This is a genomic window from Plantactinospora sp. A48, from assembly GCF_055793945.1.
The window spans coordinates 1-24,969 of record NZ_JBTIXF010000020.1 but is presented as its reverse complement, the minus strand read 5'-3'; the positions used below and the strand labels follow the sequence as shown (position 1 = coordinate 24,969).

Here is a 24,969-nt window from a genome sequence, read left to right as displayed (position 1 = left end):
AAACGCGCAGTCATCCGTGCGCGTGCCACTGCGCGCGCGTTGTGTCCGCTCAAACTCTGTGCCGCGCCCCGTCGCCCGCGCAGGCTGAGCCCATGCGCAACACGCTGCCGAAAGGCGCGCCATGACGGGACCGGGGGAGCCGGTGGACCAGGGGTCGGCACTGTCGTTCGCCCAGGAACGGCTCTGGTTCCTCGACGAGCTGCGTCCCGGCGGCACCGAGTACCTGTTGCCGCTGGTCCTGCGGTTGCGCGGCGAGGTCGACGAGCGGGCGCTCGGCCGCGCCGTCGACGAGGTGGTCGCCCGGCACGAGGTGCTGCGCACCCGGTACGCCTCGGTGGCGGGCACGCCGGTCCAGCTGATCGACCCGCCCCGGGCGGGCCTGCTCACGACGCTGCGCCGACCGGGGCTGGAACCGCACCTGCGCGACGCCGACGCCGTCGACTTCGTCCGGCGGCAACTGCACCTCCCCGTCGCGCTGACCGGGCAGTGGCCGATGCGGGCCCACCTGGTCGGCTACGCCCCGGACGACCACCTGCTCGTGGTCGTGGTGCACCACATCGCGTTCGACGCCTGGTCCTGGGGCGTGCTCGGTGCCGAGCTGACCGAGCTGTACCGGGCCTACCGCGCCGGCCAGCCGCACCGGCTGACCGAACCACCGGTCCAGTACGCGGACTTCGCGCTGTGGCAGCGGGAATCTCTGACGGCCGCCCTCGCGGACGAGCAGTGGGACTACTGGCGCGGGCAACTCGCCGACCTGCCCACCCTGGGTTTCCCCACCGACCGGCCGCATCAGGCGCTCTGGCAGGCGACCGGGGCCACCGTCCCGGTGGCGGTGCCGGCCGACCTGGCGAAGGAGTTCGTCGCCGTCGGACGAGCGGCCCAGGCCACCCCGTTCATGTCCTACCTCGCGGCGTTCGTGGCGCTGCTGGGCCACTACGTACGGCACCCCGACATCGCGCTCGGCACCCCGGTGGCCGGCCGATCACACGCCGACCTGGAAGATCTGCTCGGGCTGTTCGTGAACACCGTGGTGCTGCGTACCGACCTGTCCGGAGACCCCACCTTCCGGCAACTGGTACGCCGGGTCCGGGACGTGACGCTGGGCGCGTTCGGCAACGCGGACCTGCCCTTCGACCACCTGGTGAACGAGCTGCAACCGGACCGCGACCTGTCCAGGAACCCACTGGTGCAGGTGATGTACAGCCTCCACGAGGTCGGCACCCCGGCGTTCGCGCCGGCCGGTCTCGACGTGACCGAGGTCGACGTGGACTGGAGCTCGTCGACGTTCGACTTCGGCCTGCAACTGGAGCAGCGCGGGGACGGCTCGGTCGGCGGCGTGCTGCACTACGCCACCGCGCTGTTCGACGCCGAGACCATGCGCAGGCTGGCGGCGCAGTTCGTGGTGCTGCTGCGCGGCGTGGTCGCCGACCCGGACTTGCGGCTCAGCCGGTTGACGATCCTCCCCGAGGACGAGCTGGCCACCGTGTGCGGGCGGTGGAGCGGCCCGGACCAACCGGCGCCGGTGGTCGAGCTGACCATGCCCGAGCTGGTGGAGCGGCGCGCCGCCACCGCGCCGGCCGCGGTGGCGCTGGTCGCCGCCGAGCGGCAGATCGACTACGGGACGTTGAACACCGAGGCCAACCGGCTGGCCCACCACCTGCGGGCGGCGGGCGTCCGGCCGGAGACCTCGGTCGGGGTCTGCCTGGAGCGGGGCGTCGACGCGGTCGTGGCGATGCTCGCCGTGCTCAAGTCGGGCGGCGTCTACGTCCCCCTCGACGCCGACCACCCGGCCGACCGGCTCGCCTTCATCACGGCGGACGCCGACGTGCGGGTGCTGCTCACCGCCCAGCGGACCGCCTCGCTGTTCACCGCCGCCGACTACCGCACGATCGTGCTCGACCGCGACGCCGAGCGGATCCGCGCGCGACCGGTGACCGATCCACCCCGGTGGCACGACCGGGACAACGCGGCCTACCTGATCTACACGTCCGGGTCGACCGGCCGGCCGAAGGGCGTGCTGGTCGAGCACGGCTCCTACGCCGAGCACTGCGCGGTGATCACCGACGCCTACGGGATCACCGACGGGGACACCGTGCTGTCCCTGGCCGCGCTGATCTTCGACGGTTCGTTGGAGCAGGTCGGGGCCTCCCTGACCCGGGGAGCCACCGTGGTGCTCAGCGACCCGCTGTTCTGGAGTCCGGGCGAGCTGCCGGCCCGGATCGCCCGGCACGGGGTGACCAGCATGAACATCACCCCGCACTACTACCGGGAGGTGCTCGACGCGCTGCCGCCCGACGAGGACCGCCTGGCGAGCCTGGCCATGATGAACGTCGGCGCCGACGTGGTCACCCTGGACGACGTGCGGCGCTGGCGGGCGACCGGGCTCCCCGGCCGGTTCGTCGGCTGTTACGGACCGACCGAGGCGACGATCAGCAGCCTGTTGCAGTGGGACGACGACGGCCTGGACGTCGACGGGCCGCAGGCGGTGCTGCCCATCGGCCGGCCCGTGGCGGGCACCTCGGTGTACGTGCTGAACGACGACCTGCTGCCGGTGCCGATCGGCGCTCCCGGCGAGCTGTGCATCGGTGGGATCCGGGTGGCCCGCGGCTACCGGGGCCGGCCGGACCTGACCGCGGACCGGTTCGTACCGGACCCGTACGGCGCCCGGCCCGGCGCCCGGCTCTACCGCACCGGCGACCTCGCCAGGTTCCGTCCCGGCGGGGCGGTGGAGTTCCTCGGCCGGATCGACCAGCAGGTGAAGATCCGTGGCTACCGGATCGAACTCGGCGAGATCGAGGCGGTGCTCCTCGGGCACCGGTCGGTGCGTACCGCCGCGGTGGTCGCCCGGGGGATGCCCGACCAGCGGCTGGTCGCGTACGTGGTGCCGCACGACGGCTTCGGCCTGGACGTACCCGCCCTGCGGGCGGCCCTGGCCCAGCGGCTGCCGGAATACATGATCCCGGCGCACTGGGTCCAGCTCGACGAGTTGCCGCTCACCGGGAGCAAGAAGGTCGATCGGGCCGCCCTCCCGGAACCGGACCCGCTCGCCGGCGCGTCGGACGCCGGTCATGTCGAGCCGACGACCCCGACCGAGATCGCGATCGCGGCCATCTGGCGCGAGGTCCTGCGGATCGAGACGGTCGGCGCACACGACGACTTCTTCACCCTCGGCGGGCACTCGCTGACCGCCACCAGGGTGCTGGCCCGGCTGCGCCCCGCGTTCGGTGCCGACATCGCACTGCGCCAGCTCTTCGGCGCCCGGACCGTGGCGGCGCTGGCCGAGCTGATCGACCAGAGAGGGAAGCCCGAGAATGCCTGAACCGTTGCGGCCGTTCGTCCACCTCGGCGCCGACATCAAGGTGCCGGACGTGTGCGTACACGAACTCTTCGCCGGCCACGCCGCGGCGAACCCGGCGGCGGTCGCGGTCCGGGCCGGTGACCGGCGGATCGACTACGGCGAGCTGGACCGCCGGGCGAACCAGATGGCGCACCGGCTGCGCGCCCACGGCGTACGGGTGGAGGACCCGGTCGCGCTGTGCATGGAACGCGGGATCGAGCTGCTGGTGGCGATGCTGGGCATCCTCAAGGCGGGTGCCTACTACGTGCCGCTGGACCCCGACTACCCGAGCGAGCGGCTGGACTTCATGATCGCGGACGTCGGCGCGGCGGTGGCGGTGGCGGACGCCCGCTTCACCGACCGGTTCACCGCCGGCGCGCTCGCCGTCGACCCGTTCGTCATCGACCTGGCCGAGCTGGCCGGTTCGGGGCTGCCGACGACGGCGCCCGACGTGCCGCTGGGCCCGGACAACCTGATCTACACGATGTACACCTCCGGGTCGACCGGTCGGCCCAAGGGCGTCCAGGTCAGCCACCGTGGCGTGGTCCGCCTCGTGCACGGGTCGGACTACGCCGACTTCGGTCCCGACGAGGTCTTCCTCCTGTTGACCTCGCTGTGCTTCGACGTGTCCACGTTCGAGATCTGGGGCGCGCTGGGCAACGGTGCGACCCTCGCCGTGCTGCCGCCCGGAATGCCCACGGCCGGGACGGTCCGCCGGGCGGTGGACGAGTTCGGGGTCACCGTGATGTGGCTGACGTCCGGGTTGTTCCAGCACATCGTGCAGACCGATCCGGCGGCCGTCGCCGGGGTGCGGCAGCTGATCGTCGGCGGAGACGTGGTGCCGCCCGCCCAGGTGCGTCAGGTGATCGAGGCCCACGACGTCGAGGTCGCCAACGGGTACGGACCGACCGAGTGCACCACGTTCGCGTGCGCGTACCGGAACATCACCCTGGCCGACACGGACGGCAGCATCCCGATCGGCCGACCCATCGCGAACACCTACCTGATGGTCACCGACGACGAGCTGCGCCCCGCCGACCAGGGCGAACTGCTGCTCGGCGGGCCGGGGGTGGCCCGTGGCTACCTCGGCCAACCAGCGCTGACCGCCGAGCGGTTCGTGCCCGACCCGTCGGGGACGGTGCCGGGCGGACGGGTGTACCGGACCGGCGATCTCGTCCGGGTCCGCGAGGACGGCCTCGTCGCCTACCTCGGACGGCTCGACCACCAGGTGAAGGTCCGTGGATTCCGGGTCGAACCCGGTGAGATCGAGGTCGCCCTCCGGCGCGCCCCCGGGGTCGACGGCGCGGTGGTCGGCACCTACCTGGCCCCGACCGGGGAGCACGCCCTGGTTGCCCACGTCGCGGCCGGCGTCGATCCGCCGTCGGTCGAGGCGCTGCGCGCCCACCTCGCGACCACCCTTCCGGACCACATGCTGCCGGCGGCCTGGGTGTTCCTGGACCGGTTCCCGCTGACCCCCAACGGGAAGGTCGACCGGAGCGCGCTGCCGGCGCCCACCGGCGCCGCGACCCCCTACACGGCGCCGCGTACCGCTGTCGAGGAGGCCGTGGCACAGGTGTGGCAGGAGGTTCTGGGCGTCGACCGGGTCGGCGTCGACGAGGACTTCTTCGCCGATCTCGGCGGGCATTCGCTGCTCGCCGGCCAGGTCACCGCCATCCTCGCGGAACGGTTCCCGGTGGAACTGCCGCTCGCCACGATCTTCGAGGCGTCGACCGTCGCGCGGTTCGCCGCCGAGTTGGAGCAGGCCATCCGGGACCATGTGGCGACGCTGTCCGACAGCGAGGTGGAGGACCAGCTCCTGACCTGACGCGTGCCCGGCCGGGGTGGTCGACCGGGAGAGGCTACTTGACGCCGTCGGGTGTGAGCGTTCGCAGATCGTGGTCGATGGCCGTGCTCTCGGCGTGGTTGCCGAGGCGGGTGTAGATGGCCCGGGCGCGTTGCCAGGACTCGGTCGCGGCCGTCGGGTCACCCAGCCGGGCGTGTACCTCACCGAGTGCTCTGAGGGTGCGGGCTTCGATGTAGGGGAGTCCGTGGCGTTGCTGGACGGCCAGGGAACGGGTCAGGCGTTCCCTGGCGGTGCTCAGATCGCCGCTCAGGATGTCGACCGTGGACATGGCCCGCCAGGCGAGCGCGGCGCCGATCTCGCTGGAGATGCTCTCGGCCAGCCGGACCGCGTGGGTCAGGTCGGCGGCGGCACCCGGCTGCCGGGCCAGCGCGGACACCTCGCCCTGCTCGATGAGCAGGAGAAGCTCGCTGGCCCGGACGCCGACCCCGCGGGCCAGGGCGATCCCGTCGGCGAGGATCTCGGTCGCCTCCGCGTACCGGTGCTGGTCGCGCCGGATGATGGCTAGGATGCGCATGGCGACCAGCTCGTAGCCGTTGTGTCGGCGCCCGCTGACGTGCCGCAGCATGGTGCCGAAATGCGCGGCGGCGGTGTCCAGGTCGCCGCGCAGCCGGCAGACCACCCCGAGCACGCCCAGCGTGGCGAGGTCCACCAGGCTCCCCGGCAGCACCCCGACCCGGGCCTTGTCGACCAGATCGACCGCCTCGTCGAACATCGCCTGCGCGATGGCGGCCACCGCCAGCAGGGCCCGGGCCTGCGCCACGCCGTCGGCGAAGCCCAGGGCCGTACCGATGTCCAGGGCGCGCCGCGCGAACTCGGCCACCGCGGCGCCCTGCACCACCGGCAGGCTGTACTGGTAGGCCAGGTTGCGGGCCATCGTGAAGGCGCCGACGCTGACCTCCGGACAGGCCGCCAGGCAAGCCAGGTGGGTTTCCCGCCAGTCGTCGTAGCGTTCCCGGGTCTCGTAGAAGCCCGCGCAGGCGTCGGCCAGCTGCCACGCGAGGTCCGGCAGCGCGGCCTCGCACGCCTGGCCGACCAGACCGCGCAGCTGGTCCCGTTCCACCTCGAACCAGCCGAGCGGATCGGCGAGCAACCTGGACACCAACGGCGTCGGCAGCTCCGGCTGGGCGCCGGCCGGGTCGGGCAACGTCCGGTACGGCAGTCTGCGATCCGCCTCCCGGGCCAGCGCCAGCCAGGCGGCGAGCACCCGACCGACCTGCTCGCGCCGTTCCTCACCGGTCAGCTCCGCCCGCTCCGCCGCGTAGAGCCGGACGAGGTCGTGCATCCCGTAGCGCGGCTCGCCGGTCGGGTCGGTGCCGAGCGCGGTGAACAGCTGGGTATCGACGAGTTCGTCGATGGCGAGTTCCGCCTGGGCGTGCGACAGGCCGGTGGACACCGTCAGCACCCAGCTCGCGACGGTGTCGAGCCGCAGCAGGCCGAACGACGCGAACACCCGCCGGGCGGCCTCGCCCAGCTCCGCGTAGGTCGTGTCGAAGCACGCCCGGACGCCGACCTCGCCGGTGCTCAGCAGGTCCAGGCGGGCCTTCTCGTCGCCGAGCCGGTGCGCGAACCGGGCGAGGGTGATGTCGGGCCGGCGGGCCAGCCGGGCGCCGACGATCCGCAGGGCGAGCGGCATCCGGTCGCACAACGCGACGACGGTCCGCGCGTCGTCGTCCCGATCGTCGATGGACCGTCCCGCGACGGTGCGGAGCAACGACACCGCGTCGACGTACGACAGTTGCCCCAGGTCCACCAGCCCGGCGTTGGGCAGGGCGGGCAGCCGGGACCGGCTGGTGACGAGCACGGCGCAGGTGGCCGAGCCCGGCAGCAACGGGCGGACCAGCGCCTTGGAGGTGGCGTTGTCGAGCACGACCAGGACCCGGCGGCCCGCCGTCCGGCTGCGGTACATGGCCATCCGGTCGGTGAGGCCCGCCGGCACCATCGACGGGTCGACGCCGAGCGCGACGAGGAACTGCGCCAGCACCTCGGCCGGTTGCGCATCGGTGAGGTCGGCGAACAACTGCCCGTCCCAGTACGCCGCCGCGAGCCGGTGGGCGACGCGTACCGCCAGCGCGGTCTTGCCGATGCCGCCCATCCCGGCGATCACCCACACCGGCACCGCCGCGGGGGTCTCCGGTGCGTTGAGGGCGTCGAGCAGGATGCCCTGCTCGCGGTCCCGACCGGTGAACTCGCCGATGTCGGGTGGCAGCTGGGCGGGCGCCGGTACCGGCGGCAGGTCCGGTGCCGCGGCGGACTCGTCGGCGAGCAGTTCCAGGTGCGCGGCGCGTAGCTCCGGGCTCGGGTCCACCCCGAAGTCGTCCCGCAGTTGCCGCTGGATGCGCCGGTACACCTCGAAGGCGGTGGTCCGGTGGCCCAGCAACCGGTGGCAGGCGAGCAGCCGGGCGTGCAGCCGTTCGTGGGTCGGCGCACCGTCCGCGGCGCGGCGCAGCATCGGCAGCACCTCACCCGCGAGGCCCGCCGCGATGGCGACATCGGCGTACTCGCACAACGCCGACGCGTGCTCCTCGATCAGCTCGGCGACCGCCCGGTTCTCCGACAGCACCGGCACGTCGGACAGCGGCAGGTCCCGCCACCTGGCGAACGCGCGCGCGAAGCAGGCCAGCGCGGCCTCCCGTCGGCCCGCGTCGACGGCCCGCCGCGCCTCGATCATCACGGTCCGGAACCGGAACACGTCCACCTGCTCCTCCCGCACCCGCAGGAGGTAGCCGTCCCCGCTGGTGAGCAGCACCTCGGCGGGCCGGCGCGGTCGCCGGTCGGGTTCGAGGACCCGCCGCAGCCGCTTCACGTAGGTCTGGACCACGTTCGCCGCGGACGGCGGTGCGCCGTGTGGCCAGACGGCGTCGACCAGATCCACGAGCCGGACGACCCGACCGGCGTTGAGCGCCAGCAACGCCAGCACGGCCCGCTGTTGTGCCGAGCCGGTGTCGACGTGTACCGCGCCCCGCCACAGCCGGAACGGACCGAGCAGCTCGATCGTCAGCTCGGGCGCAGCCATCATGTTCGCTCGCCCGCGTCGTCCGTCGACCCCGTTCCTGCCATGGAACCCCCCTCACCAGTGCCGCGCCACCGCCGAGCACCCCGTCCGGACCAGCGCGTTCAGCAGGGGGCTGTGCGGGGTCCGGAGCCTCGCGCCGCGAAGGCACCGTGCGGCGCTTGGCGGTAGCAGGTCGAGTGTAGACGGTGACGCTCTGTCAAATCGGACCTTGACCGTCGACTATGTGATCTCTGACCACGAGGAGAAATCGCTGCCCGGGACCGCGCCGCGGGTGGTCCGGCCCCGGCTCGCGCGCGTTGCCCGGCCCCGCTTGCGGGTTGTTCGGGGAGACTGGCCGGGTGTCCCCGCCCACGCTCGGCCGGGCGTTGTCGTATCCCCTGGGTAGCGTCCGGTCGAAGAGCCGGCCCCAAGGTTCTGGGATCGAAGGAGGCGGAATTGGCGGGTACGACGGACGAGGCGGTCGTGGCGATGTCGCGGCGCATCGAGGCCCCGGCGGAGGACATCTTCCGGATCCTGGCCGACCCGGGCCGGCACCTGGACCTCGACGGGTCGGGGATGTTGCGGGGCGGCGTCTTCGACGGCGCGGTCTCGGGTGTCGGGGACGTCTTCGTGATGCGGATGTACTTCGAGCGCTTCGGCGACTACGAGATGAACAACCACGTCGTCGAGTACGAGCCGGGCAGCCGCATCGGCTGGGAGCCGAGGCCGGGTCGTGGCCACCCGAACGCCACCGCGGCCAAGGCCGAGTGGGGCCACCGGTGGATCTTCGACCTGCGCCCGGACGGTCCCGGTTCGACGGTGGTGACCGAGACCTTCGACGGTTCGCGCCTGCCGGCGGAAAAACGCGCGCAGGTGGCCGAGGGGCGCGAGTGGTGGCAGACCCAGCTGGCCAACACGCTGGAACGCCTTGCCGCGCTGTGCGTCGCCGACGAACGCCTTACCAGGTGACGACCAGCTTGCCCGTGGTGTGCCGGCGGGCGAAGTCCACGCACGCCTGGGCACCCTCGTCGAGGGTGTAACGGCGGCCGATGGTGGCCGGCAGTTCGCCGGAGACCGCCAGCTCACCGACCTCGCGCATCCCGCCGAAGGTGCCGTCCAGGTCCAGCACGAAGTGCAGGCGCACGTCGTCCCGGCCGATCCAGTCCTGCTGGGGCACCGGGTAGGTGATGGTGAGCAGGCGTCCGCCGGGCCGAACCGTGCGCGCGATCGCGCCCAGCTGGTCGCTCGGCACGGTCAGGTTGACCGCGACGTCGACGCCGGCCGGGTACTCGGATTCCGCGTACCCGATGGTCTGGTCGGCGCCGAGGCCGCGCAGGATGCCGGCGTCGGCGGCGGTCGCGGTGGCGATCACCCGGGCCTTCGCGGCGGCGAGCAGCGGGACGACCGCGGTGCCGACGCCGCCGGTGGCGCCGACGACCAGGACGGTTTCGCCGGGTTGGATCCTGGCGGTGGCCATCAGTGCTCGTGCGGTGAGGCCGACGGTGGGCAGGGCCGCGGCCTGTTCGATGTCGAGGCCGGCCGGTCGGTGTGCCAGGAACGGGGTGTCGGCCTCGAAGACCGCGTACTCGGCCAGCGCGCCGGTGCCCAACGACGGCCTGGTCCCGCCGACCATCGCGCGCAGTGCCCGGGGGATGGCCTGGCCGAAGATCTCGTCGCCCACCCGGTAGGCCGTCACACCGGCGCCGACCTCGCTGACGGTGCCCACGAAGTCGTTGCCGGGCACGTACGGGAAGTCCAGTGGCGCGACCTCGTGGAATTCGCCGCTGGGCAGCCGGACGTCCGCCGGGTTGATCGAGGCGGCGGCGATCCGGACCTGGAGCTGTCCCGGGCCGGGTCGGGGCGCCGGCACGTCGGCCACCGTGTAGCTCTCGGGCGGTCCGTAGCCGGTCGCGACAACTGCCTTCATGTGCCCCTCCCCGGGGTGCGTTCCAAAAACGGACCGTGCGGTCATGTTCTGTCGAGAAGCTAGCAATAAGCGGACCCGTCGGTCAACTTGTTAGGGTGGCGGCGTGACCTCCTCCCGTCCCCTGCGCGCCGACGCCGCTCGCAACCGGGAGTCGCTGCTGGCCGCGGCCGCGGACGAGTTCGCCGAGCGCGGCCTGGACGCCTCGGTCGCCGACATCGCCCGCCGGGCCGGCGTCGGCAAGGGCACGGTGTTCCGTCACTTCGCCACGAAGGACGACCTGATCGCCGCGATCGTCCTCGACCGGATCGACGCGCTCAACACGGTCGGGGAAAGGCTGCTCGACGCGGCGGACCCGGGCGCGGCGCTGCTGGAGTTCCTCACCGTCGCCGCGCGGCAGCGACAGCAACGCGACCTGTCGTTCCTGCAGGAGGCGGGCGAGCTGAACGCGGAGGTCACCCGGGTCCGTTCGCGGATGTTCGACACCGTGTGCGCGCTGGTCGACCGGGCCCGCGAGCACGGCGCCGTGCGGGCCGACGTGACCGGCGCCGACGTCATCCTGCTGATGTGCGCGCCGAACCACGTCACTAGCTACGTGCCCGACGCCCCGCCGGACCTGTGGCGGCGATATCTCGCCATCATCTTCGACGGCCTACGCCCCGAGGGTGCCCGCCCGCTGCCGCACCCCCCACCTCCGGTTCCCTGACCCCGAAGGACCGGGCCTGCCGGGTGAGAGCCCGATCCGATCCGTCCTGGGTGGGGTGCTGGGGTCGGGGTGTTGCGGCGACTCCGCCGGTCGGTAGGGTCGTCCGGTGGATCTGGAGGACACCGCCGGTCGGCTCGGGGTACCCGTTGAGGAGGTCGACCGCGTACATCGGCTCGCCGGTGACCGGCCGTCGGTTCCGCTGCCCAGCCGGGCCGACGCGGCCGTGCTGCTGGACCGGCTCGCCGTGCGGCCGGAGGACGCCGCCGAGATCATCGCGGGGTGGCCCGACCCCGGGTCCCCGTCGTGGACCACGGAACTGCGTTGGCTGCTCGACCGTTCGATCGCGCTGGTCCACGCCGATCTCGGCGGACACGGCTGGCTGTCACCCGGTCCGGCGCTTCCTCGGGACCGGGGCCCGGCCTGGCGGCATCTCTACGTGTACGGGTATCTGGCTCTGATCGAAGCCGTCCGGGGCTATCACCATGATCATGGCGTCACCGATGCGGTGTCGTGGACGACGCTCGCGGATCTGGGCCGCAACCTCGCGGTCGATCGGCGGATGCACCGCGAGGGCTGGCCGGTGATGCAGAGCTGGCTCACGTTGCACGCGCGCGGCGGGCTCTACGAGCTGGGCCGGTTGCAGCACCAGCGTGGTGATGGCGCCCTCGACCTGCACGTACCGGAGGCCGGGCCGTTGACCCCGGAGGCAATCGACGCCTCGCTCGACCAGGCCCGCGCGTTCTTCCCGCGCCATTTCCCCGACGAGCGCTACCCGGCGTTCTCCTGCGGCTCGTGGCTGCTCGACCCGCAGCTGGCGGAGTACCTGCCCGAGGACTCCAACATCGTACGGTTCCAGCGCAGGTTCGAGCTGGAGCCGTACGAGGAGCCGGAAGGGATCGACGCGGACGTCGAGGTGCTGCGGTTCGTGTTCCGTACCCTGACCACGCCGCTCGACCAGCTGCCGCGCCGTACCGTGCTCCAGCGCGCGGTCGTGGACCACCTGATGGCCGGCCGGCACTGGCGGTGGCGCCGGGGCCGCTTCCCGATCTAGGGAGTGAGGACAGCGAGCGCGGCTTCGGCGCATTCGTCGTCTTGCCCAGGGACCATTCCGCCGCTCACCGCCAGTGCACCGAGGACGGTGTCCCCCCGCATGATGAGCGCCGCACCGGCGCCGACCAGGATGGGCACCCGCACGGCCCGATCCAACTGGGCGAAGAAGGCAGGCGAGGTCTCCTGCATCTTGCGTAGTGCGGCGCCGTCGCGGCGGAAGAGGGCAACGCTGGCCGCTTTGACCTCGGCGATCTGGGCTGAGAGCGGCGGTGCGCCGTTCATGCGGCCGAGGGCCTGTAGGTGTCCGCCTTCGTCGACGACCGCGACCGTGACCGGTGCAGCTATCTTGGCGGCGCGCTCGTGTGCGCCGGCGATGACTGTCTGAGCATCTTGGAGCGTCAGCGGCATAGCGATCCCCTTGAGTTGTACGGGCAGCTGGCCTTCATGAACAAGCCATGTCCAACAGCATGATTAGGCTACAGCTGTAGCGCAATAGGTGTCCAGCTATTCTTGCCGGGATGGACACCAAGGGTCGGCGCAAGCAGAACACCCGCGGGCGGGGCGACCTGCTCCGCGAGGAGATTTTGACGACCGGCGTGCGCATGCTCGACGAACTCGGCGATGATCAGGCGCTGTCGCTCCGCGCGGTCGCCCGCGCCGTCTCCGTCGCCGCGACCTCGGTCTACCTCTACTTTCCCGACCGGGACGCGCTCGTGCTTGCCGCCACCCAGCGCTGCCACGAAGAACTCGTCGCCGTCGGCGACGCCGCCGAGGCCGCCCACGAACACCACCCCGCTGCACAACTGCGGTCCCGCATCCTGGCCCAGGCCGAGTGGGCCCAGGCCCACCCGGGCCTCTACAAGGTGCTGCACGAAAGCGGCGTCCACCGCCGCCTCGGCATGCCGTTCAAAGAGGTCATGGTCGAACGCACCCGCGCCGCCGTTCAACGCTGCATGGACGCCGGTGCCGCCCCGCACGACGACGCGCTCACCGTGACGATCGACCTGCGCACCGCCGTCAATGGCATGCTGGCTCAGCGCATCAACGAACCTGACCTGCCCTGGCCACCCCTGGCCGACCAACTCGACCGCTTCCTGACCAAACTGGTCGGCCTGCAACTCTGACGCGACGTCGGAGCTTGCCGTCGGACGCGAGCCAGACGTCAAAGAAGAACTTCGACACGCCCTAGATGTACTGCCCAGGGAGGTTGGGTCAGGTTCTGTTGGGGTCAGCCGTACCTTTGTCCACTTCCTCGATGCCGCGGTGATCTGCCGCTATCCTGCGGATGGGATTCAGTACCGCTGGATGAACTAATTCGGCGAGGTTGCCGCATTCATCTCGGCTGATTCGGGCGCAGCCAGTTTGCCCTCGTCGTCACTTCCAGCCGTCCGTATGTACTTGCTGGCGTCGATGGCTGCCATGGGCATGCCGGCGTACGTGGTTCTGCACTGGCATTGCCCGAGCGTGTCCTGAGACACCTCCCCCGGCGCGTCACAGGTCGCCGGGCTGTCCTGTCTTCGCTGGTGCTCACCCGCGTACCGGGTGGAGAAGGTGAGCTTCCCGACCAGCGATGACGGCTCCCGGCCGGCCGAGCGAGACGGAGATCGAGATGTCCTTGAGCGGTAGCCACGTGGCCGCCCGCGACCATTGCCTCAGCCTGGTGCGCGCCGTGGACCGGCCCACCGGGACGGCCCGCTACGGACGCATGTTCCCGGGCCTGGACCCGTTGGGCACTGATCCCGGCCTGCTGATGCGCGCGGGTAGCGACGGCGGGATCTGCGGCGCCGCCCCAGCCCTGGACCGGTTGGGCCGGGACGGCGACGACGCTGCCGAGGCCGCCGGGTGGCCGTTCTTCGGCCAACTGATCGCCCATGACATCACCGCCGACCGGTCATCCATCATCGGCGGCGTCGATCCCGACGCGCTACGCAACGCCCGCGCCCCGAAGCTCAACCTGGAGATCGTGTACTCGGACGGCCCGATCGGCTCGCCGTACCTGTTCGACCGGGGTGACCCGGCGAAGTTCCTGCTCGGGGAGGACGGCGGCGACGTGCCGCGCAACCGGCAGGGCGTGGCCCTGATCGGCGACCCGCGCAACGACGTACACCTGTTCGCGCTGAGTCTGCACGTCGCCCTGCTGCACGCGCACAACCACCTGGTCGACCTGCTCCGCGAGAGCGGCGTGCCCGAGGCCGAGGTCTTCGACCGGGCGCGGATCGGCCTCACCTGGCACTACCAGTGGATCGTGGTCCATGACTTCCTGCCCCGGCTCGTCGGAGCGAGCCTCGTCGAGCAGGTGCTCGCCGAGGGCGGCCGGTGGTTCGCGCCGGCGCCGGGACAGGCGTACATCCCGCTGGAGTTCGCCGACGCGGCGTTCCGCTACGGCCACGGCCAGATCCGGCACACCTATCGGCTCGTCGACGGCGGTTCCCCGGTGCCGCTCTTCCCCGACCTGGTCGGGTTCGGCCCGCTGCCCGCCAGCCGGCGCTTGGATCTCGCGCAGGTCTTCGATGTGCCCGGTCACCCACCGGCGCAGCGCGCCAAGCGCCTCGACGGCAGGCTCGCCGCCAGCCTCATCAGCCTGCCCGAGCAGGTCACCGGCGCGGTTGACGCTGCCGCCTACCGCTCCCTGGCGGTACGCGACCTGCTGCGTGGCGGAACCACTGCGCTGCCCGGCGGCGAAACGGTCGCCCGGCTGGTCGGCGTGCCGCCGTTGACCCCCGACGAGTTGGGGCAGGTCTGGCCGCACGGCACCCCGCTGTGGTTCTACATCCTCAAGGAGGCCGAGCACCGCGGTGGCGGCGACCGGCTCGGCCCGGTCGGCGGCCGGATCGTGACGGAGGTCCTGCTCGGGCTGCTCCGCGCCGACCCGGCGAGCTACCTGAGCCTGGAACCGGACTGGAAGCCGACCCTGCCCGCCGCGGGAACGCGCTTCGACCTGACCGACCTGCTCGCCCTTCAGCGCCGCGCGCCCGGATTGTGACCTGCGCACCGGTCACAACCAGCGGTGCTGTCCGGTCATAGCTGGCGCCAACGTTGAGTCACGAAGGAGGTGACCATGCAGAACCCCGTTGATCTGACCGGACGGCTCGCCGTGGTGACCGGAGCGAGCAGCGGTCTCGGGCTCGGCCTGGCGACCCGCCTGGCCGCAGCCGGCGCCGAGGTTCTCCTGCCGGTCCGCGACGAGGCCAAGGGCAGGGCCGCGCTGAGCCGCATCCGCGTCGAAGCACCCGGCGCCGACGTGTCGCTCCGCGAACTCGACCTGGCCTCCCTGAAGTCGGTGGAAGCCCTGGGCGACACCCTGAACGCCGAGGGCCGACCGATCCATCTCCTGATCAACAACGCCGGGCTGATGACACCGGCCACCCGGCACACCACCGCCGACGGCCTGGAACTGCAGTTCGGGACCAACCACATCGGTCACTTCGCGCTCACCGGCCGGCTACTGCCGCTGCTGAGCGCCGGCGGGGCCCGGGTGACGACCATGACGAGCAGCGCCGCCCGGCACGCCAAGCTGAACTGGGCTGACCTGCAAAGCGAGCGGGGTTACGGGCCGGTCCGCGCGTACAACCAGTCGAAACTCGCGAACCTGATGTTCGCGCTCGAGCTCGACCGGCGGTCCCGAGCGGCCGGGTGGGGGATCGTCAGCAACGCCGCCCACCCGGGCACGACCCTGACCGGCCTGTACGCCGCCGGCCCCAACATGGGCCGGGCGAAGCCCTCGCCGGTCGAGGCCGTCATGACGCGCCTGGCCCGCTGGGGCGTGCTGGTGCAGGGCGTCGACCGGGGCCTGCTCCCGGCCCTGTACGCGGCCACCAGCCCCGACGCGCAGGGCGGCCGGTTCTACGGCCCGGACGGGTTCGGCCAGTTCACCGGCGGACCGGCCGAACTGAAGCTCTACCGACCGGCCCGCGACGAGGCCGCCGCCAGCCGGCTCTGGGACGTCTCGCTCGGTCTCGCCGGCGTCGAGTTCGCGGCGGCGTGAGCACAGACCGCGCCCGGCTGATCGCTGTCGCTTTCGGGGCTGGGACCGGTCACCAATCCACCGAGCGGAGAGTCTTCCAGCCATGACATCTCAAGCCACCGACAACCTTCCGGCGCCCGCCGAGGGCATTCTGGTGACGCTGTTCATCACCGTGCGCGACGTAGTGCGGTCCCGCGACTTCTACGCCCGCGTTCTCGGCGGCACCGTCGTGCTGAACGAGAACCCGTGCATCGTCAGGCTGTCCAATTCGTGGATCATCATGAATCCGGGTGGTCCGCCCACCCCCGACAAGCCGGGAATCTCGGTGGTCGACTACCAGCCCGGCGACACCACGTCGATCTTCCTGAACCTGCGGGTCGCCGACATCCACGCCTGTTACGAGCAGTGGAAGGCGAACGGGGCGCAGTTCTTGACGCCGCCGATCGACCGCACGGCTGAGATCCGCTGCTACCTGCGGGACCCGGACGGGTACCTCATCGAGATCGGCCAGTCCACGGGGCTGTTGCGGGGCAGGCGTGCCATGACACATCCGGACGATCCCACCGACTGACTCGGCATCGGTGACAGCCCTCCCGACAGGGCGGTCGGCGAACGGGCGACCTGGCGGTGGGCATCGCCCAGCGGTCCGGGCGGCCGATGCCTCCGGCTGTCTGAGCGTGGGAAGCCGATGTGATCGGGCCGTGGTGCGGCGGCGATGGGTGTGGTTCAGCTACGGTGCCAGTCCCGCAGTTTGGCCGGATTCAGCACGATCCAGAGGGCTACGGCCGGGTCCTCGTCGCAGCTCACGGCGATCACGGCGACGGCACGCCCGGCCTGGCGGATCACCAGCCCGGCATGCCCGTTGACGCTCTCGACGGTCAGGTCGGCTCCGGGCAGCAGGGCACGGAGCAGCCGGGCGACCTCGGCCGATCCGTGCACCGGACGGATCGGAGCGGGCACCCGGCCGCCGCCGTCGCACACCGCAACGACGTCCGCGCCGAGGACGGCCTCGATCGCGGTGACGTCGCCCAGGTGGCAGGCAGCGGCGAGCCGGCGTACGACGTCGTCACGAACGTGTGGCATTGCCGGCCATGACACCCGCCGGCGGAGCACCCGCCTCCGCGGGTGCCGGTGCGTGCGCGCCAGCGAGGAACGCCTCCCGGGGGCGCTGCACCGAGGCCAGCGAGACGATGTCCCGGCCGAACAGCGCGGCGGTCGCCCAGACCGCGAGCACCCGGAGCTTGCGCTCCCACGTCGGCACCGCCAGCACGTGGTAGCCGCGGTGCATCAGCCAGGCCGGGAAGCCCTTGATGACCAGGCGGTGGAACTGGAAGATGCCGCTGCCGAGGCCCAGTGTGGCGACCGTGCCGAGACTGTGGTGCACGTACCGCTTCGGCTCCTGCCCGCGCAGGGTCGCGATGATGTTGCGGGCCAGCAGCTTGCCCTGGCGCACCGCGTGCTGGGCATTGGGCACCGTTGAGACGCCGGTCCGCTCCGCGGCGAGGTCGGGGACGGCCGCGTCGTCGCCGGCGCCCCACGCGTCCGGCACCGGCGCGTCCTCGGTGCCGACCCGCAGGTCGGCGCGCACCACCAGCATCCCGCGCCCGTCGACGGGCAGGTCGCTGTGGTTGTGCACCATCGGGTTCGCGGCGTTGCCGACCGTCCAGACGATCAGCTCGGACTCGAACTCCTCGCCGGTGGACAGCACCACGTGACCGTCGCGCGCGGAGAGCAGCTGCGTGTTCAGGTGGACGCGTGCGCCACGCTTCGTCAGCGAGCGCACGACCCACTCCCCGGGCCCGTCGGTCACCTCGGGCAGGATCCGGTCGCGTGCCTCCACCAGGTGGAAGCTCAGCTCGTCCAGGCTCAGCTCGGGATAGCGTCGGATCAGCGCCGTCGCCAGCGACAGCAGCTCACCGAAGCCCTCGACCCCGGAGAAGCCACCGCCGACGAACGTCACGGTGAGCAGCCGCCGGCGTTCCGGCCCGGGCGGCAGCGTCGCGGCCTGGTCGAAGGCGGTCAGTAACCGGTCGCGGATCGCGACGGCCTCCTCGACGTGCTTCATGCCGATCGCGTGGTCGCTCACCCCGGGGATGGCCAGGGTGCGGGTCACCGCACCGGCGGTCACGACGATGATGTCGTACGCGAGCGGGTATTCCCGACCCACGGCCGGGCGTACCGTGACCGTCTTGTGCGCGTGGTCGACCGCCGTCACCCGGCCCGCGATGATCTCCGTCTCCCGCAGGTGCCGGCGCAGCGAGACGGCGGCGTGGCGCGCCTCGACCGAGCCGGCGACCACCTCGGGCAGGAACGGCTGATAGGTCATGTACGGCCGGGGGTCGACGATGACGACCCGAGCCTCGCCCCGGCGCAGCTTCTTCTCCAGCTTCCAGGCCGTGTAGAAGCCGGCGTACCCGCCGCCGACCACCAGGATGGTCCGCACCTTCGTCCCCTGTCTCTCGCCTTCGCCAGTAGAGACCGGGCGGCCGCCTAGTTTGTGACGTCGGCCATGGCGGCGATCTTCTCCGGATTCATCATCCACAACACCTGGTCGATGCCCTCCGCCGAGGCGACGACCGTGACCATCCCGAGGACCGTGTCACCGCGGCGCATGATCGCGCTGGTCTGCCCGTTCGTGGTGACCCACCGTACGTCCACGCCCTCCCAGTACCAGGTCGAGAACGCCGCGATGTACCTCGCCACCCGGGCCGCGCCCACGACCGCCTTGCGGGAGACCTGCGGCGCGCCGTTGCCGTCGGAGACGCTCGCCACGTCGGCCGCGAACAACTTCTCCAACGCCTCGAGATCACCGGTGCGGGCGGCCTCGACGAAGGTGGCCAGCAGCCGGCGCTGCGCGGGCTCGGGCACCGGAATCTTCCGCTCGCCAGCGACGTGCTTGCGCGCCCGGCTTACCAGCTTCCGCACGGCCGGCTCGGTGGACTGCAGGATCGCGGCGATCTGCTGGTACGGGTAGTCGAACGCCTCCCGCAACACGTACGCCGCCCGCTCCTGCGGGGTGAGCTTCTCCATCAGGATCAGGACCGCGAGTTCGAGCGCCTCCCCGCGCTCGGCGCCCAGGAACGGGTCGGCGCTGGTGTCGACCGGCTCCGGCAGCCACGGGCCGACGTACGTCTCGCGGCGTGCCCGTGCCGACTGCAGCTCATTGATCGCGAGCCGCGTCGTGGTCGTCGCCAGGAACGCGCCCGGATTGTTCACCACGCTCCGGTCGGTCGCCTGCCAGCGCAGCCAGACGTCCTGCACCAGGTCCTCGGCCTCGCTGGCGCTGCCCAACATGCGGTACGCGATCCCGAACAGACGTGGCCGCACGCCCGTGAAGATCACCGCCGCCTCATCGAGATCCCCCACCACTGTCTCCCCCAAGGTCGTTCGCCGCTCCAGGCTAGCCGCCTGTCACAGATCCGGCGGCTGCACTGTCTGCCCTGGTGACGACAACGAAAGGCGGGCACGTGGGCAACCACATCCTCGAACCGGCGGGCCAGGAACTCGCCGACGCCACCGCCAAACCCCTTCCGGCCCGTCCCTGACCTGATGCGCACCGGCAACCAACGGACTGTTCGCACCTCTCACCTGGAGTAAGAACCTCATGCCTACGATGCTTCACCTCGACTCGTCCATCTGGCCGGCCGCCGCCTCGGCTTCCCGCGACGTCGCCGCCACCTTCCGCCGGGAGTGGGAGGCTGTGCATCCGGACGGCACCGTCAGGTACCGCGACCTGGCCGCCGACCCGTTGCCGCACCTCGACGTCGACGCCTACACCGCGGGCGCCGAGCACGCCCTGCGCAGCCAGGTGATCTCGGAGTTGGAAGAGGCTGACGTCGTGCTGATAGGCGCACCCATGTACAACTTCACCATCCCCAGCACCCTGAAGGCATGGCTGGACCACGTGATCCTGGTGGGCCGCACGGCGGGTGTCGAGCAGTCCAGGATCGGGGGTACGCCGGCGGTCGTGGTCGCGAGCCGCGGCGGCGGCTACGGTCCGGGTACGCCGCGCGAATCGTACGAGTTCGTCACGACCTATCTGGAGAAGGTGCTCGGCCCCGGCGGTCTGGGCCTGGACGTGACCTTCATCGTTCCGGAGCTGACCCTGGCACCGGTCGTGCCGGCGATGGCCGACCTGATCGACCTGTTCAAGGCGTCCAGGAGCAGGGCGCACGAGGAGGCGGCCGCGAAGGCGAAACTCCTGGCGGCCAGGGCGGCCTGACCAGGAACTCCGAATGATGTTGGGTGTGCGGATCGTTCTGCCTCAACGTGCGGAGGGGTGAGCGGTCGCGGCCGTCGGTGAACGCCCAGGCGGATCCTGTGGGGTGGCGAGTACGGCGTCGACGCCGCGTTCGAACAGGTCGTCGTCGTTCCATCGCCCGTCGTCGAGATGTCCGGAGGCGATCAGGGTGGGATAGCCGGTGGGGTCGGCCGTGATGAGTCGCCGGGCCTGGGCCCGCGCCTCGGGGTCCTCCGCCTGGCGCCAGGTGGCCTCGGTGAGCGCGGCGCCGATCACGTGGTTGGCCAGCAGCCGGGTGACCACGGCCAACCGGACGCCCGTGAAGCCGCCCCGGACGAGTGCCGACTGCAGGAACTCGGTGCGGGCCAGAACGTTGGGGCCGAGCATCGGCCGCCCGATCAGGCTGGGCGTCCAGGGGTGACGGAGCATGGCCGCGCGCCACCCGAACGTCAGGGCGCGTACGTCGTCCCGCCAGTCGCCGGCGTCCGGGATCGGTACCTCGCCGAAGATCTGGTCGACGGCCAGGTCCAGGACGTGCTCCTTCGTCCGCACGTGCCAGTAGAGCGCCGTCGAGGTGACCGCGAGGCGCTCCGCCAGCCGTCTCATCGTCAGCCCGTCGACGCCGCGCTCGTCGAGCAGCGCCACCGCGGCCTCGACGATGCGGTCCCGGGTCAGCGGTGCCGCCCGCCGGGGACGGTCCGGCTCCGCGTCGAGCCAGACGGTGCCGCTGCCGCCGCCACGTCGCCCGCCCCGTCCCCGGGCGGGCGGCCCACCCAATTCGGTCGCGTCCACGCCCACCACCCTAGTACGGTATACAGGCAACTTAACGTTGGTAAGTTACCCTTCCATCGTCCAGGGGGTTGCTGTGGCGGTAGCTGATCGGCGCTGGTGGACCCGATGCCCCTGATGCGGATACAGCTGGACAGCGACAGATACACCGCGCGTCGGGTGCTGGAGCTCCACCAGGCGGGGAAGATTCACCACGAGTCCCGCAACGCCGCCCGGGACGAGGTCTGGCGTCGCGGTCGTACCCCGGCCGGCGAGCCGGTCTTCGTGGGCAGCACGAACGGCACGCCCGTCCGACTCATCTACGACGTCGAGGTCTACTCGGAGACGACTCCCTGACCACACAGGATCTGGGCCACGGTAGGCGCGGGACCTCCCGGCTCAGGCTGCCGCGGGGCGATCGGCCAGCAGGGCGAACGCGTTCGGAAGGCGACCCCGGAAGGCGGCGGCGTCGATGCCGCCCATCCGCCAGAACGGTTCCGCGTACTCCTCGAGACGCAGGACCCGCAGGCCGGCCCGCACGATGGCGGTGACGGTCCGGCCGAGCGTCCACTGCCAGCTGACCGCTCCGTTCGCCGGGAAGCTGTCGTCGTCGCAGACGAAGGAGCGGTCGAAGTAGCCGCGGTCGGGGCGGATGCGTGGCTCGTCCGGGTCCCATGTCCACAGTTCCGTGGCGGGGTGACCCTCGTGCAGGAAGAGATGGCCGCCGGGTCGTACCAGGCGGGCCACCTCGGCGGCCCAGGAGTCGATGTCGGGCATCCAGATCAGGGCGCCCTTGCCGGTGTAGACGAGATCGGCGCAACCATCGGCCAGCGGTACGCCGGGAACTGCCCCGACGAGGTAGTGGCAGGCGGCACCGAGGTCGGCGGCGCGACCGCGTGCGGCACGGACCGCGATCCCGCTGTAGTCGATGCCGATCACCTGGCGGGCGCCGGCCTGGACCAGTGCGATGTCGTCCTGTCCGTTGCCGCTCTGGAGATGGACCACCAGGGGTCGCGCCGCCAGGATGTCCCGGAGCAGCTCGCGCTCGCTGGCCACCAGCGTGCCGCCCGTCGTCGCCTCGGCCAGCATCTCGGCGTAGCGCTGACGCTGCGCCTGATACGCCCTGTCCCAGGCGGTGCGGTTGGCGAGTGTCGTGTCATCCATACGACGAACGTCTATGGTTAACATCCGAAAGGCAACCGAATTTGCCATGCCGTCGCACTGCTCAGTGCGGTTCGCGCGGATCTCGACGCGGTTCGAGGTGCCGACGGCGTCTCGCCGGTCTCGCCGGTCTCGCCGGCCTTGCCGGGTGACGGTTGGGGGCGCGGGGGTGAGTGGCCGGGGAGTGCGACCAGCTTTCTGGCCGCCGTCCTCCGCTGCGGATGCCCCAACTGAGAATTCCGTGTTAACTGTCGGCAAACTCATATGCCGGGTTTATGGAAAATAAATAAGCGTACAATTCGACGAGAGCCCGGAAGTGTCGCGTGTGGTTGACCCGCGCGGTCCTCGGTCGGTGTGGCTCGGGCCGCTCGGTCGGGACCCCGGTGTCGCGAGACCGTCGCGTCAAGGAATTCCGGCTGGTCGAGAGGCTCCATCGTCAGTCTGTGGGGCCGTCGTCGGAGGTCGGATTTCGACCCAATCGTATGGCTGGGAGGGCTTCTGTCTGCCTCCGGCCAATGGCCGCCTTTGCCGGGGTATGTGCGGCACCGGCGAACCGTCCAGTCCATCGTCAAATCGATTGTTGTGCCCGGTCGGGTAGCTTCGCCACGCATTCCGCCGATCGCGTCTCCGGTTGCCCGGACGGCCGGCGTGTTCACGAATGTTTAATATAATCTGAATGGAACTTGACATTGAGGTGCGTGTTAGCCTCACCTCGCGCTGTTTCCGGCGATGCGCCAGTCATCACGCATTGTCAATCCGTCCTGCGTCATGAATCGGAACGATTCTTTCCGGCAGCCTTTCTGTTGGCCAAGATAGATGTCAATGGTTGGGCCGATCTGGCGTTCCCGGGAGCGGCGTCGATCACCCATCCCCTGGTCGGGGAGCGGTCAGGAGTGCTCCCGCGTGGGCCGTGGCCGCCCCGACCGGTGCTCGCGGAAAGGACCACCGTGATACGTCGGCTCCACCTACCCGGGCGACTACTGCCTGTGCTTGTCGTACTGGGTCTGCTACCCATCTTCGCCACTCCGGCCAGCGCCGATGTCCGGCCCGAGTCGGTCCGCCTGCTCGCCAAGGCCGCCCCCGACGAGTGCTTCGCCGGGATCGGCGTCGACTACCCGCCCGGCCCGCCCTGCGCGGTGGGCCAGCCGAAGGTCAACCAGTCGTACGTCTGGGGGCTCGCCCAGGCCGGCCGCCGGCTCTGGTTCGGCACCGGGGCGAACGTGCTGTGCCTGAAGCCCGAGGGCTACAACGTCCGGGAACCGATCCTGAACGACGACTACGCCTGCGAGTTCGGCAACAGCCAGGCGGCCCGGCGTGACCCGTCCTGGCCGGCGACCCTCGGCGACTTTCGTACCCCCGAGGTCTTCACCTACGACCTCGCCACCGAACAGCTCACCGAGCGCACCGCCGACATCACCTCCGCCTCCCCGGCCGACGCGGAACTGCTGAACACGACCGCGGGGCTGCGCAGTGCCGGCACATACCGGGGGGTCGTGCTGTTCGGCGGGCCGAGCGTGATCGGCGGGGTGAACATGTTCGCCTTCGACACCGTCACCGGTCGGTACCTCGGCTCGACCAACCTCTCCGCGTACGAGAACATCCGGCACTGGGTGGTGGCCGGCGGTGTGCTCTACGCCGGTGTGGGGTTGGGCACCAACGGTGGCGAGGGGGGCAGGGTGCTGCGCTGGACCGGCGACCGCACCAACCCGTTCGCCTTCACCGAGGTCGCCGAGCTGCCCACCCAGGTCGCCGACCTCACCGAACACCAGGGCCGGCTCTACGTCTCGACCTGGCCGAAGGCGGTCGTCGAGGGCGCGGCACCGCAGCACCTCGACGGCACGCTGGCACAGCACCTCGAAGGCGCGGCGACGCGGCACCTCGATGGCGCGGCCGCACAGCACTCCGATGGCGCGGCGGCGCGGCGTCCCGGCGTCGCCGACACCAGCGACACCAGCGACCTGGCGAGCATCTGGATGAGCCCGCCGTTGGCCAGCGGCGCGCCCGGACTGAACCCGGAGGACGCCGGGAACTGGACGCAGGTCTGGTCGGCCGCCGAGTACGAGCCGGATCCGGTGGTCCGCCGGGCGTACGCCCTGGGTGGTCTCGCCTCCTACGGTGGCCAGCTCTACTGGGGCACCATGCACGTGCCGTTGCAGGCGACCGCCCTGCACCTGTCGGTGTACCCGCCGCACAGCCAGGCCCAGCTCCAGGCCACCGTGCAGAACACCCAGCGGGCGTTCGCGGTCTTCCGGGGCCGGGACTTCGGCGGCCCGCACGAACGGGTCGAAACGCTCTACGGCGAGTCGACGCTGCCGGCCTTCGACCCGGCCGCGAACAACGGGGTCGGGGCCTGGGCGCCGGCACCCACCGGGGTGAGCCCGGTCTACGGCGGTTCCGGGTTCGGCGACCCGTTCAACCTCTACGCCTGGAAGATGGCGGTGGCCGGCGGTCGGCTCTACATCGGCACGATGGACTTCGCCTACATCTCGCTGGAGGGTGAGATGCCGGCACCCGTGCCGGGATCGACGACCCTGCCGCCGACCTTCGGCTCCGACCTCTGGTCGTTCGACGCGCCGGGCCGACCCGCCCGCGCGGTCGACACCGGAGGCTTCGGCAACCCGCTCAACCAGGGCGTCCGCACCATGGTCGTGGACGGATCCACGCTCTACATCGGGATGGCGAACCCGATGAACCTGCGGACCGACCCGACGCCCGGCGTACCGAAGGGTGGCTGGGAACTGATCCGGGTCAGCCGGTGACCCCGCCGACCCGGGTCAGCCGGCGGTGACCCCGACGGCCTGAACGTGCCCCGGCGGTCTGAACGTGCCCCGGCGGTCTGAATGTGCCCCGGCGGTCTGAACGTGCCCCGGGGGGGGGCGGGGGGGCCAGCCGCCCGGAGGAACACCGCCAGGGGGGTGACCGGGGCAGGGATGAACCCGTTGGGGGGGGGCGGAATATCCCTA

The 24,969-nt window shown here is 71.4% G+C and carries 20 protein-coding genes; 12 read left to right on the top strand and 8 right to left on the bottom strand.

What is annotated here, in order from left to right:
- The first annotated feature begins 121 nt into the window (after positions 1 to 121).
- Together ACXN5W_RS13300 and ACXN5W_RS13295 are read left to right on the top strand one after the other, a co-directional pair.
- Positions 122 to 3,319 carry an amino acid adenylation domain-containing protein gene (locus ACXN5W_RS13300; protein ID WP_473158552.1) on the top strand — a complete coding sequence of 1,066 codons (3,198 nt, stop codon included), beginning with the start codon at positions 122 to 124 and terminating at the stop codon, positions 3,317 to 3,319.
- The gene (locus ACXN5W_RS13295) at positions 3,312 to 5,162 is read left to right on the top strand and encodes an amino acid adenylation domain-containing protein (protein WP_473158551.1); all 1,851 of its coding nucleotides are present in this window, start codon (positions 3,312 to 3,314) and stop codon (positions 5,160 to 5,162) included. Before ACXN5W_RS13300 ends, ACXN5W_RS13295 begins: the two co-directional genes overlap by 8 nt.
- Before the next feature lie 34 nt (positions 5,163 to 5,196).
- Here the strand turns inward: ACXN5W_RS13295 and ACXN5W_RS13290 are convergent, their stop codons facing one another.
- The gene (locus ACXN5W_RS13290; RefSeq protein ID WP_473158550.1) at positions 5,197 to 8,217 is read right to left on the bottom strand and encodes an AfsR/SARP family transcriptional regulator; all 3,021 of its coding nucleotides are present in this window, start codon (positions 8,215 to 8,217) and stop codon (positions 5,197 to 5,199) included.
- Positions 8,218 to 8,649: 432 nt separating this feature from the next.
- Here ACXN5W_RS13290 and ACXN5W_RS13285 point away from each other — a divergent pair, with 432 nt between their 5' ends.
- Positions 8,650 to 9,162, top strand: a complete 513-nt coding sequence (locus ACXN5W_RS13285) for an SRPBCC family protein (protein WP_473158549.1) — start codon at positions 8,650 to 8,652, stop codon at positions 9,160 to 9,162.
- Here the strand turns inward: ACXN5W_RS13285 and ACXN5W_RS13280 are convergent.
- Entirely contained in the window at positions 9,152 to 10,120 is a 969-nt protein-coding gene (locus tag ACXN5W_RS13280) for an NADP-dependent oxidoreductase (RefSeq protein WP_473158548.1), read from the bottom strand. The genes ACXN5W_RS13285 and ACXN5W_RS13280 overlap by 11 nt on opposite strands.
- Before the next feature lie 103 nt (positions 10,121 to 10,223).
- On the opposite strand from ACXN5W_RS13280, the gene ACXN5W_RS13275 reads away from it, so the two are divergent.
- A complete protein-coding gene (locus ACXN5W_RS13275) occupies positions 10,224 to 10,823 on the top strand; it encodes a TetR/AcrR family transcriptional regulator (protein ID WP_473158547.1) in 600 nt (199 codons plus the stop codon).
- A 106-nt stretch (positions 10,824 to 10,929) separates the two neighbouring features.
- Positions 10,930 to 11,874 (top strand): acyltransferase domain-containing protein, encoded by a 945-nt coding sequence (locus ACXN5W_RS13270; RefSeq protein ID WP_473158546.1) that lies wholly within the window; start codon positions 10,930 to 10,932, stop codon positions 11,872 to 11,874.
- Here the strand turns inward: ACXN5W_RS13270 and ACXN5W_RS13265 are convergent.
- Entirely contained in the window at positions 11,871 to 12,281 is a 411-nt protein-coding gene (locus ACXN5W_RS13265; RefSeq protein ID WP_473158545.1) for a GlcG/HbpS family heme-binding protein, read from the bottom strand. The genes ACXN5W_RS13270 and ACXN5W_RS13265 overlap by 4 nt on opposite strands.
- A 110-nt stretch (positions 12,282 to 12,391) precedes the next feature.
- Here ACXN5W_RS13265 and ACXN5W_RS13260 point away from each other — a divergent pair, with 110 nt between their 5' ends.
- From ACXN5W_RS13260 to ACXN5W_RS13245, 4 genes are all read left to right on the top strand, one after another.
- Positions 12,392 to 12,997 carry a TetR/AcrR family transcriptional regulator gene (locus tag ACXN5W_RS13260; RefSeq protein ID WP_473158544.1) on the top strand — a complete coding sequence of 202 codons (606 nt, stop codon included), beginning with the start codon at positions 12,392 to 12,394 and terminating at the stop codon, positions 12,995 to 12,997.
- A gap of 485 nt (positions 12,998 to 13,482) precedes the next feature.
- Complete coding sequence (locus ACXN5W_RS13255) at positions 13,483 to 14,856, top strand: peroxidase family protein (RefSeq protein ID WP_473158543.1); 1,374 nt, start codon at positions 13,483 to 13,485, stop codon at positions 14,854 to 14,856.
- Between the two features lie 75 nt (positions 14,857 to 14,931).
- The gene (locus ACXN5W_RS13250) at positions 14,932 to 15,858 is read left to right on the top strand and encodes an SDR family oxidoreductase (RefSeq protein WP_473158542.1); all 927 of its coding nucleotides are present in this window, start codon (positions 14,932 to 14,934) and stop codon (positions 15,856 to 15,858) included.
- Positions 15,859 to 15,940: 82 nt separating this feature from the next.
- Positions 15,941 to 16,408 carry a VOC family protein gene (locus tag ACXN5W_RS13245; protein WP_473158541.1) on the top strand — a complete coding sequence of 156 codons (468 nt, stop codon included), beginning with the start codon at positions 15,941 to 15,943 and terminating at the stop codon, positions 16,406 to 16,408.
- Between the two features lie 155 nt (positions 16,409 to 16,563).
- Here ACXN5W_RS13245 and ACXN5W_RS13240 read toward each other — a convergent pair whose 3' ends face one another.
- From ACXN5W_RS13240 to ACXN5W_RS13230, 3 genes are read right to left on the bottom strand one after another with little or no spacing between them, the layout of a single operon-like run.
- Positions 16,564 to 16,920, bottom strand: a complete 357-nt coding sequence (locus ACXN5W_RS13240; RefSeq protein WP_473158540.1) for a sigma-70 family RNA polymerase sigma factor family protein — start codon at positions 16,918 to 16,920, stop codon at positions 16,564 to 16,566.
- Positions 16,904 to 18,280: an NAD(P)/FAD-dependent oxidoreductase gene (locus ACXN5W_RS13235; protein WP_473158539.1), complete on the bottom strand. Its 1,377-nt coding sequence runs from the start codon at positions 18,278 to 18,280 to the stop codon at positions 16,904 to 16,906. Before ACXN5W_RS13235 ends, ACXN5W_RS13240 begins: the two co-directional genes overlap by 17 nt.
- 47 nt (positions 18,281 to 18,327) lie before the next feature.
- A complete protein-coding gene (locus ACXN5W_RS13230) occupies positions 18,328 to 19,203 on the bottom strand; it encodes an RNA polymerase sigma-70 factor (RefSeq protein WP_473158538.1) in 876 nt (291 codons plus the stop codon).
- A 238-nt stretch (positions 19,204 to 19,441) separates the two neighbouring features.
- Here ACXN5W_RS13230 and ACXN5W_RS13225 point away from each other — a divergent pair, with 238 nt between their 5' ends.
- Positions 19,442 to 20,059 carry an FMN-dependent NADH-azoreductase gene (locus ACXN5W_RS13225; protein WP_473158537.1) on the top strand — a complete coding sequence of 206 codons (618 nt, stop codon included), beginning with the start codon at positions 19,442 to 19,444 and terminating at the stop codon, positions 20,057 to 20,059.
- A gap of 42 nt (positions 20,060 to 20,101) precedes the next feature.
- Here the strand turns inward: ACXN5W_RS13225 and ACXN5W_RS13220 are convergent, their stop codons facing one another.
- Entirely contained in the window at positions 20,102 to 20,869 is a 768-nt protein-coding gene (locus ACXN5W_RS13220) for a TetR/AcrR family transcriptional regulator (RefSeq protein WP_473158536.1), read from the bottom strand.
- A gap of 114 nt (positions 20,870 to 20,983) precedes the next feature.
- Between ACXN5W_RS13220 and ACXN5W_RS13215 the strand changes: the two genes are divergently transcribed.
- Positions 20,984 to 21,202, top strand: a complete 219-nt coding sequence (locus tag ACXN5W_RS13215; RefSeq protein ID WP_473158535.1) for a hypothetical protein — start codon at positions 20,984 to 20,986, stop codon at positions 21,200 to 21,202.
- 42 nt (positions 21,203 to 21,244) lie between these two features.
- Here ACXN5W_RS13215 and ACXN5W_RS13210 read toward each other — a convergent pair whose 3' ends face one another.
- Positions 21,245 to 22,009 (bottom strand): class I SAM-dependent methyltransferase, encoded by a 765-nt coding sequence (locus ACXN5W_RS13210; protein ID WP_473158534.1) that lies wholly within the window; start codon positions 22,007 to 22,009, stop codon positions 21,245 to 21,247.
- A 983-nt stretch (positions 22,010 to 22,992) separates the two neighbouring features.
- Here ACXN5W_RS13210 and ACXN5W_RS13205 point away from each other — a divergent pair.
- Positions 22,993 to 24,765 (top strand): hypothetical protein, encoded by a 1,773-nt coding sequence (locus ACXN5W_RS13205; RefSeq protein WP_473158533.1) that lies wholly within the window; start codon positions 22,993 to 22,995, stop codon positions 24,763 to 24,765.
- The last annotated feature ends 204 nt before the right edge of the window (positions 24,766 to 24,969 follow it).

What these genes read in the sequence shown, in the direction of transcription:
- ACXN5W_RS13215 (WP_473158535.1), top strand. Translation starts at nt 20,984, where the DNA reads ATGCGGATACAGCTGGACAGCGACAGATACACCGCGCGTCGGGTGCTG.
- ACXN5W_RS13225 (WP_473158537.1), top strand. Translation starts at nt 19,442, where the DNA reads ATGCCTACGATGCTTCACCTCGACTCGTCCATCTGGCCGGCCGCCGCC.
- ACXN5W_RS13245 (WP_473158541.1), top strand. Translation starts at nt 15,941, where the DNA reads ATGACATCTCAAGCCACCGACAACCTTCCGGCGCCCGCCGAGGGCATT.
- ACXN5W_RS13240 (WP_473158540.1), bottom strand. Translation starts at nt 16,920, where the DNA reads ATGCCACACGTTCGTGACGACGTCGTACGCCGGCTCGCCGCTGCCTGC.
- ACXN5W_RS13255 (WP_473158543.1), top strand. Translation starts at nt 13,483, where the DNA reads ATGTCCTTGAGCGGTAGCCACGTGGCCGCCCGCGACCATTGCCTCAGC.
- ACXN5W_RS13250 (WP_473158542.1), top strand. Translation starts at nt 14,932, where the DNA reads ATGCAGAACCCCGTTGATCTGACCGGACGGCTCGCCGTGGTGACCGGA.
- ACXN5W_RS13295 (WP_473158551.1), top strand. Translation starts at nt 3,312, where the DNA reads ATGCCTGAACCGTTGCGGCCGTTCGTCCACCTCGGCGCCGACATCAAG.
- ACXN5W_RS13260 (WP_473158544.1), top strand. Translation starts at nt 12,392, where the DNA reads ATGGACACCAAGGGTCGGCGCAAGCAGAACACCCGCGGGCGGGGCGAC.
- ACXN5W_RS13290 (WP_473158550.1), bottom strand. Translation starts at nt 8,217, where the DNA reads ATGATGGCTGCGCCCGAGCTGACGATCGAGCTGCTCGGTCCGTTCCGG.
- ACXN5W_RS13300 (WP_473158552.1), top strand. Translation starts at nt 122, where the DNA reads ATGACGGGACCGGGGGAGCCGGTGGACCAGGGGTCGGCACTGTCGTTC.
- ACXN5W_RS13280 (WP_473158548.1), bottom strand. Translation starts at nt 10,120, where the DNA reads ATGAAGGCAGTTGTCGCGACCGGCTACGGACCGCCCGAGAGCTACACG.
- ACXN5W_RS13265 (WP_473158545.1), bottom strand. Translation starts at nt 12,281, where the DNA reads ATGCCGCTGACGCTCCAAGATGCTCAGACAGTCATCGCCGGCGCACAC.
- ACXN5W_RS13210 (WP_473158534.1), bottom strand. Translation starts at nt 22,009, where the DNA reads ATGGATGACACGACACTCGCCAACCGCACCGCCTGGGACAGGGCGTAT.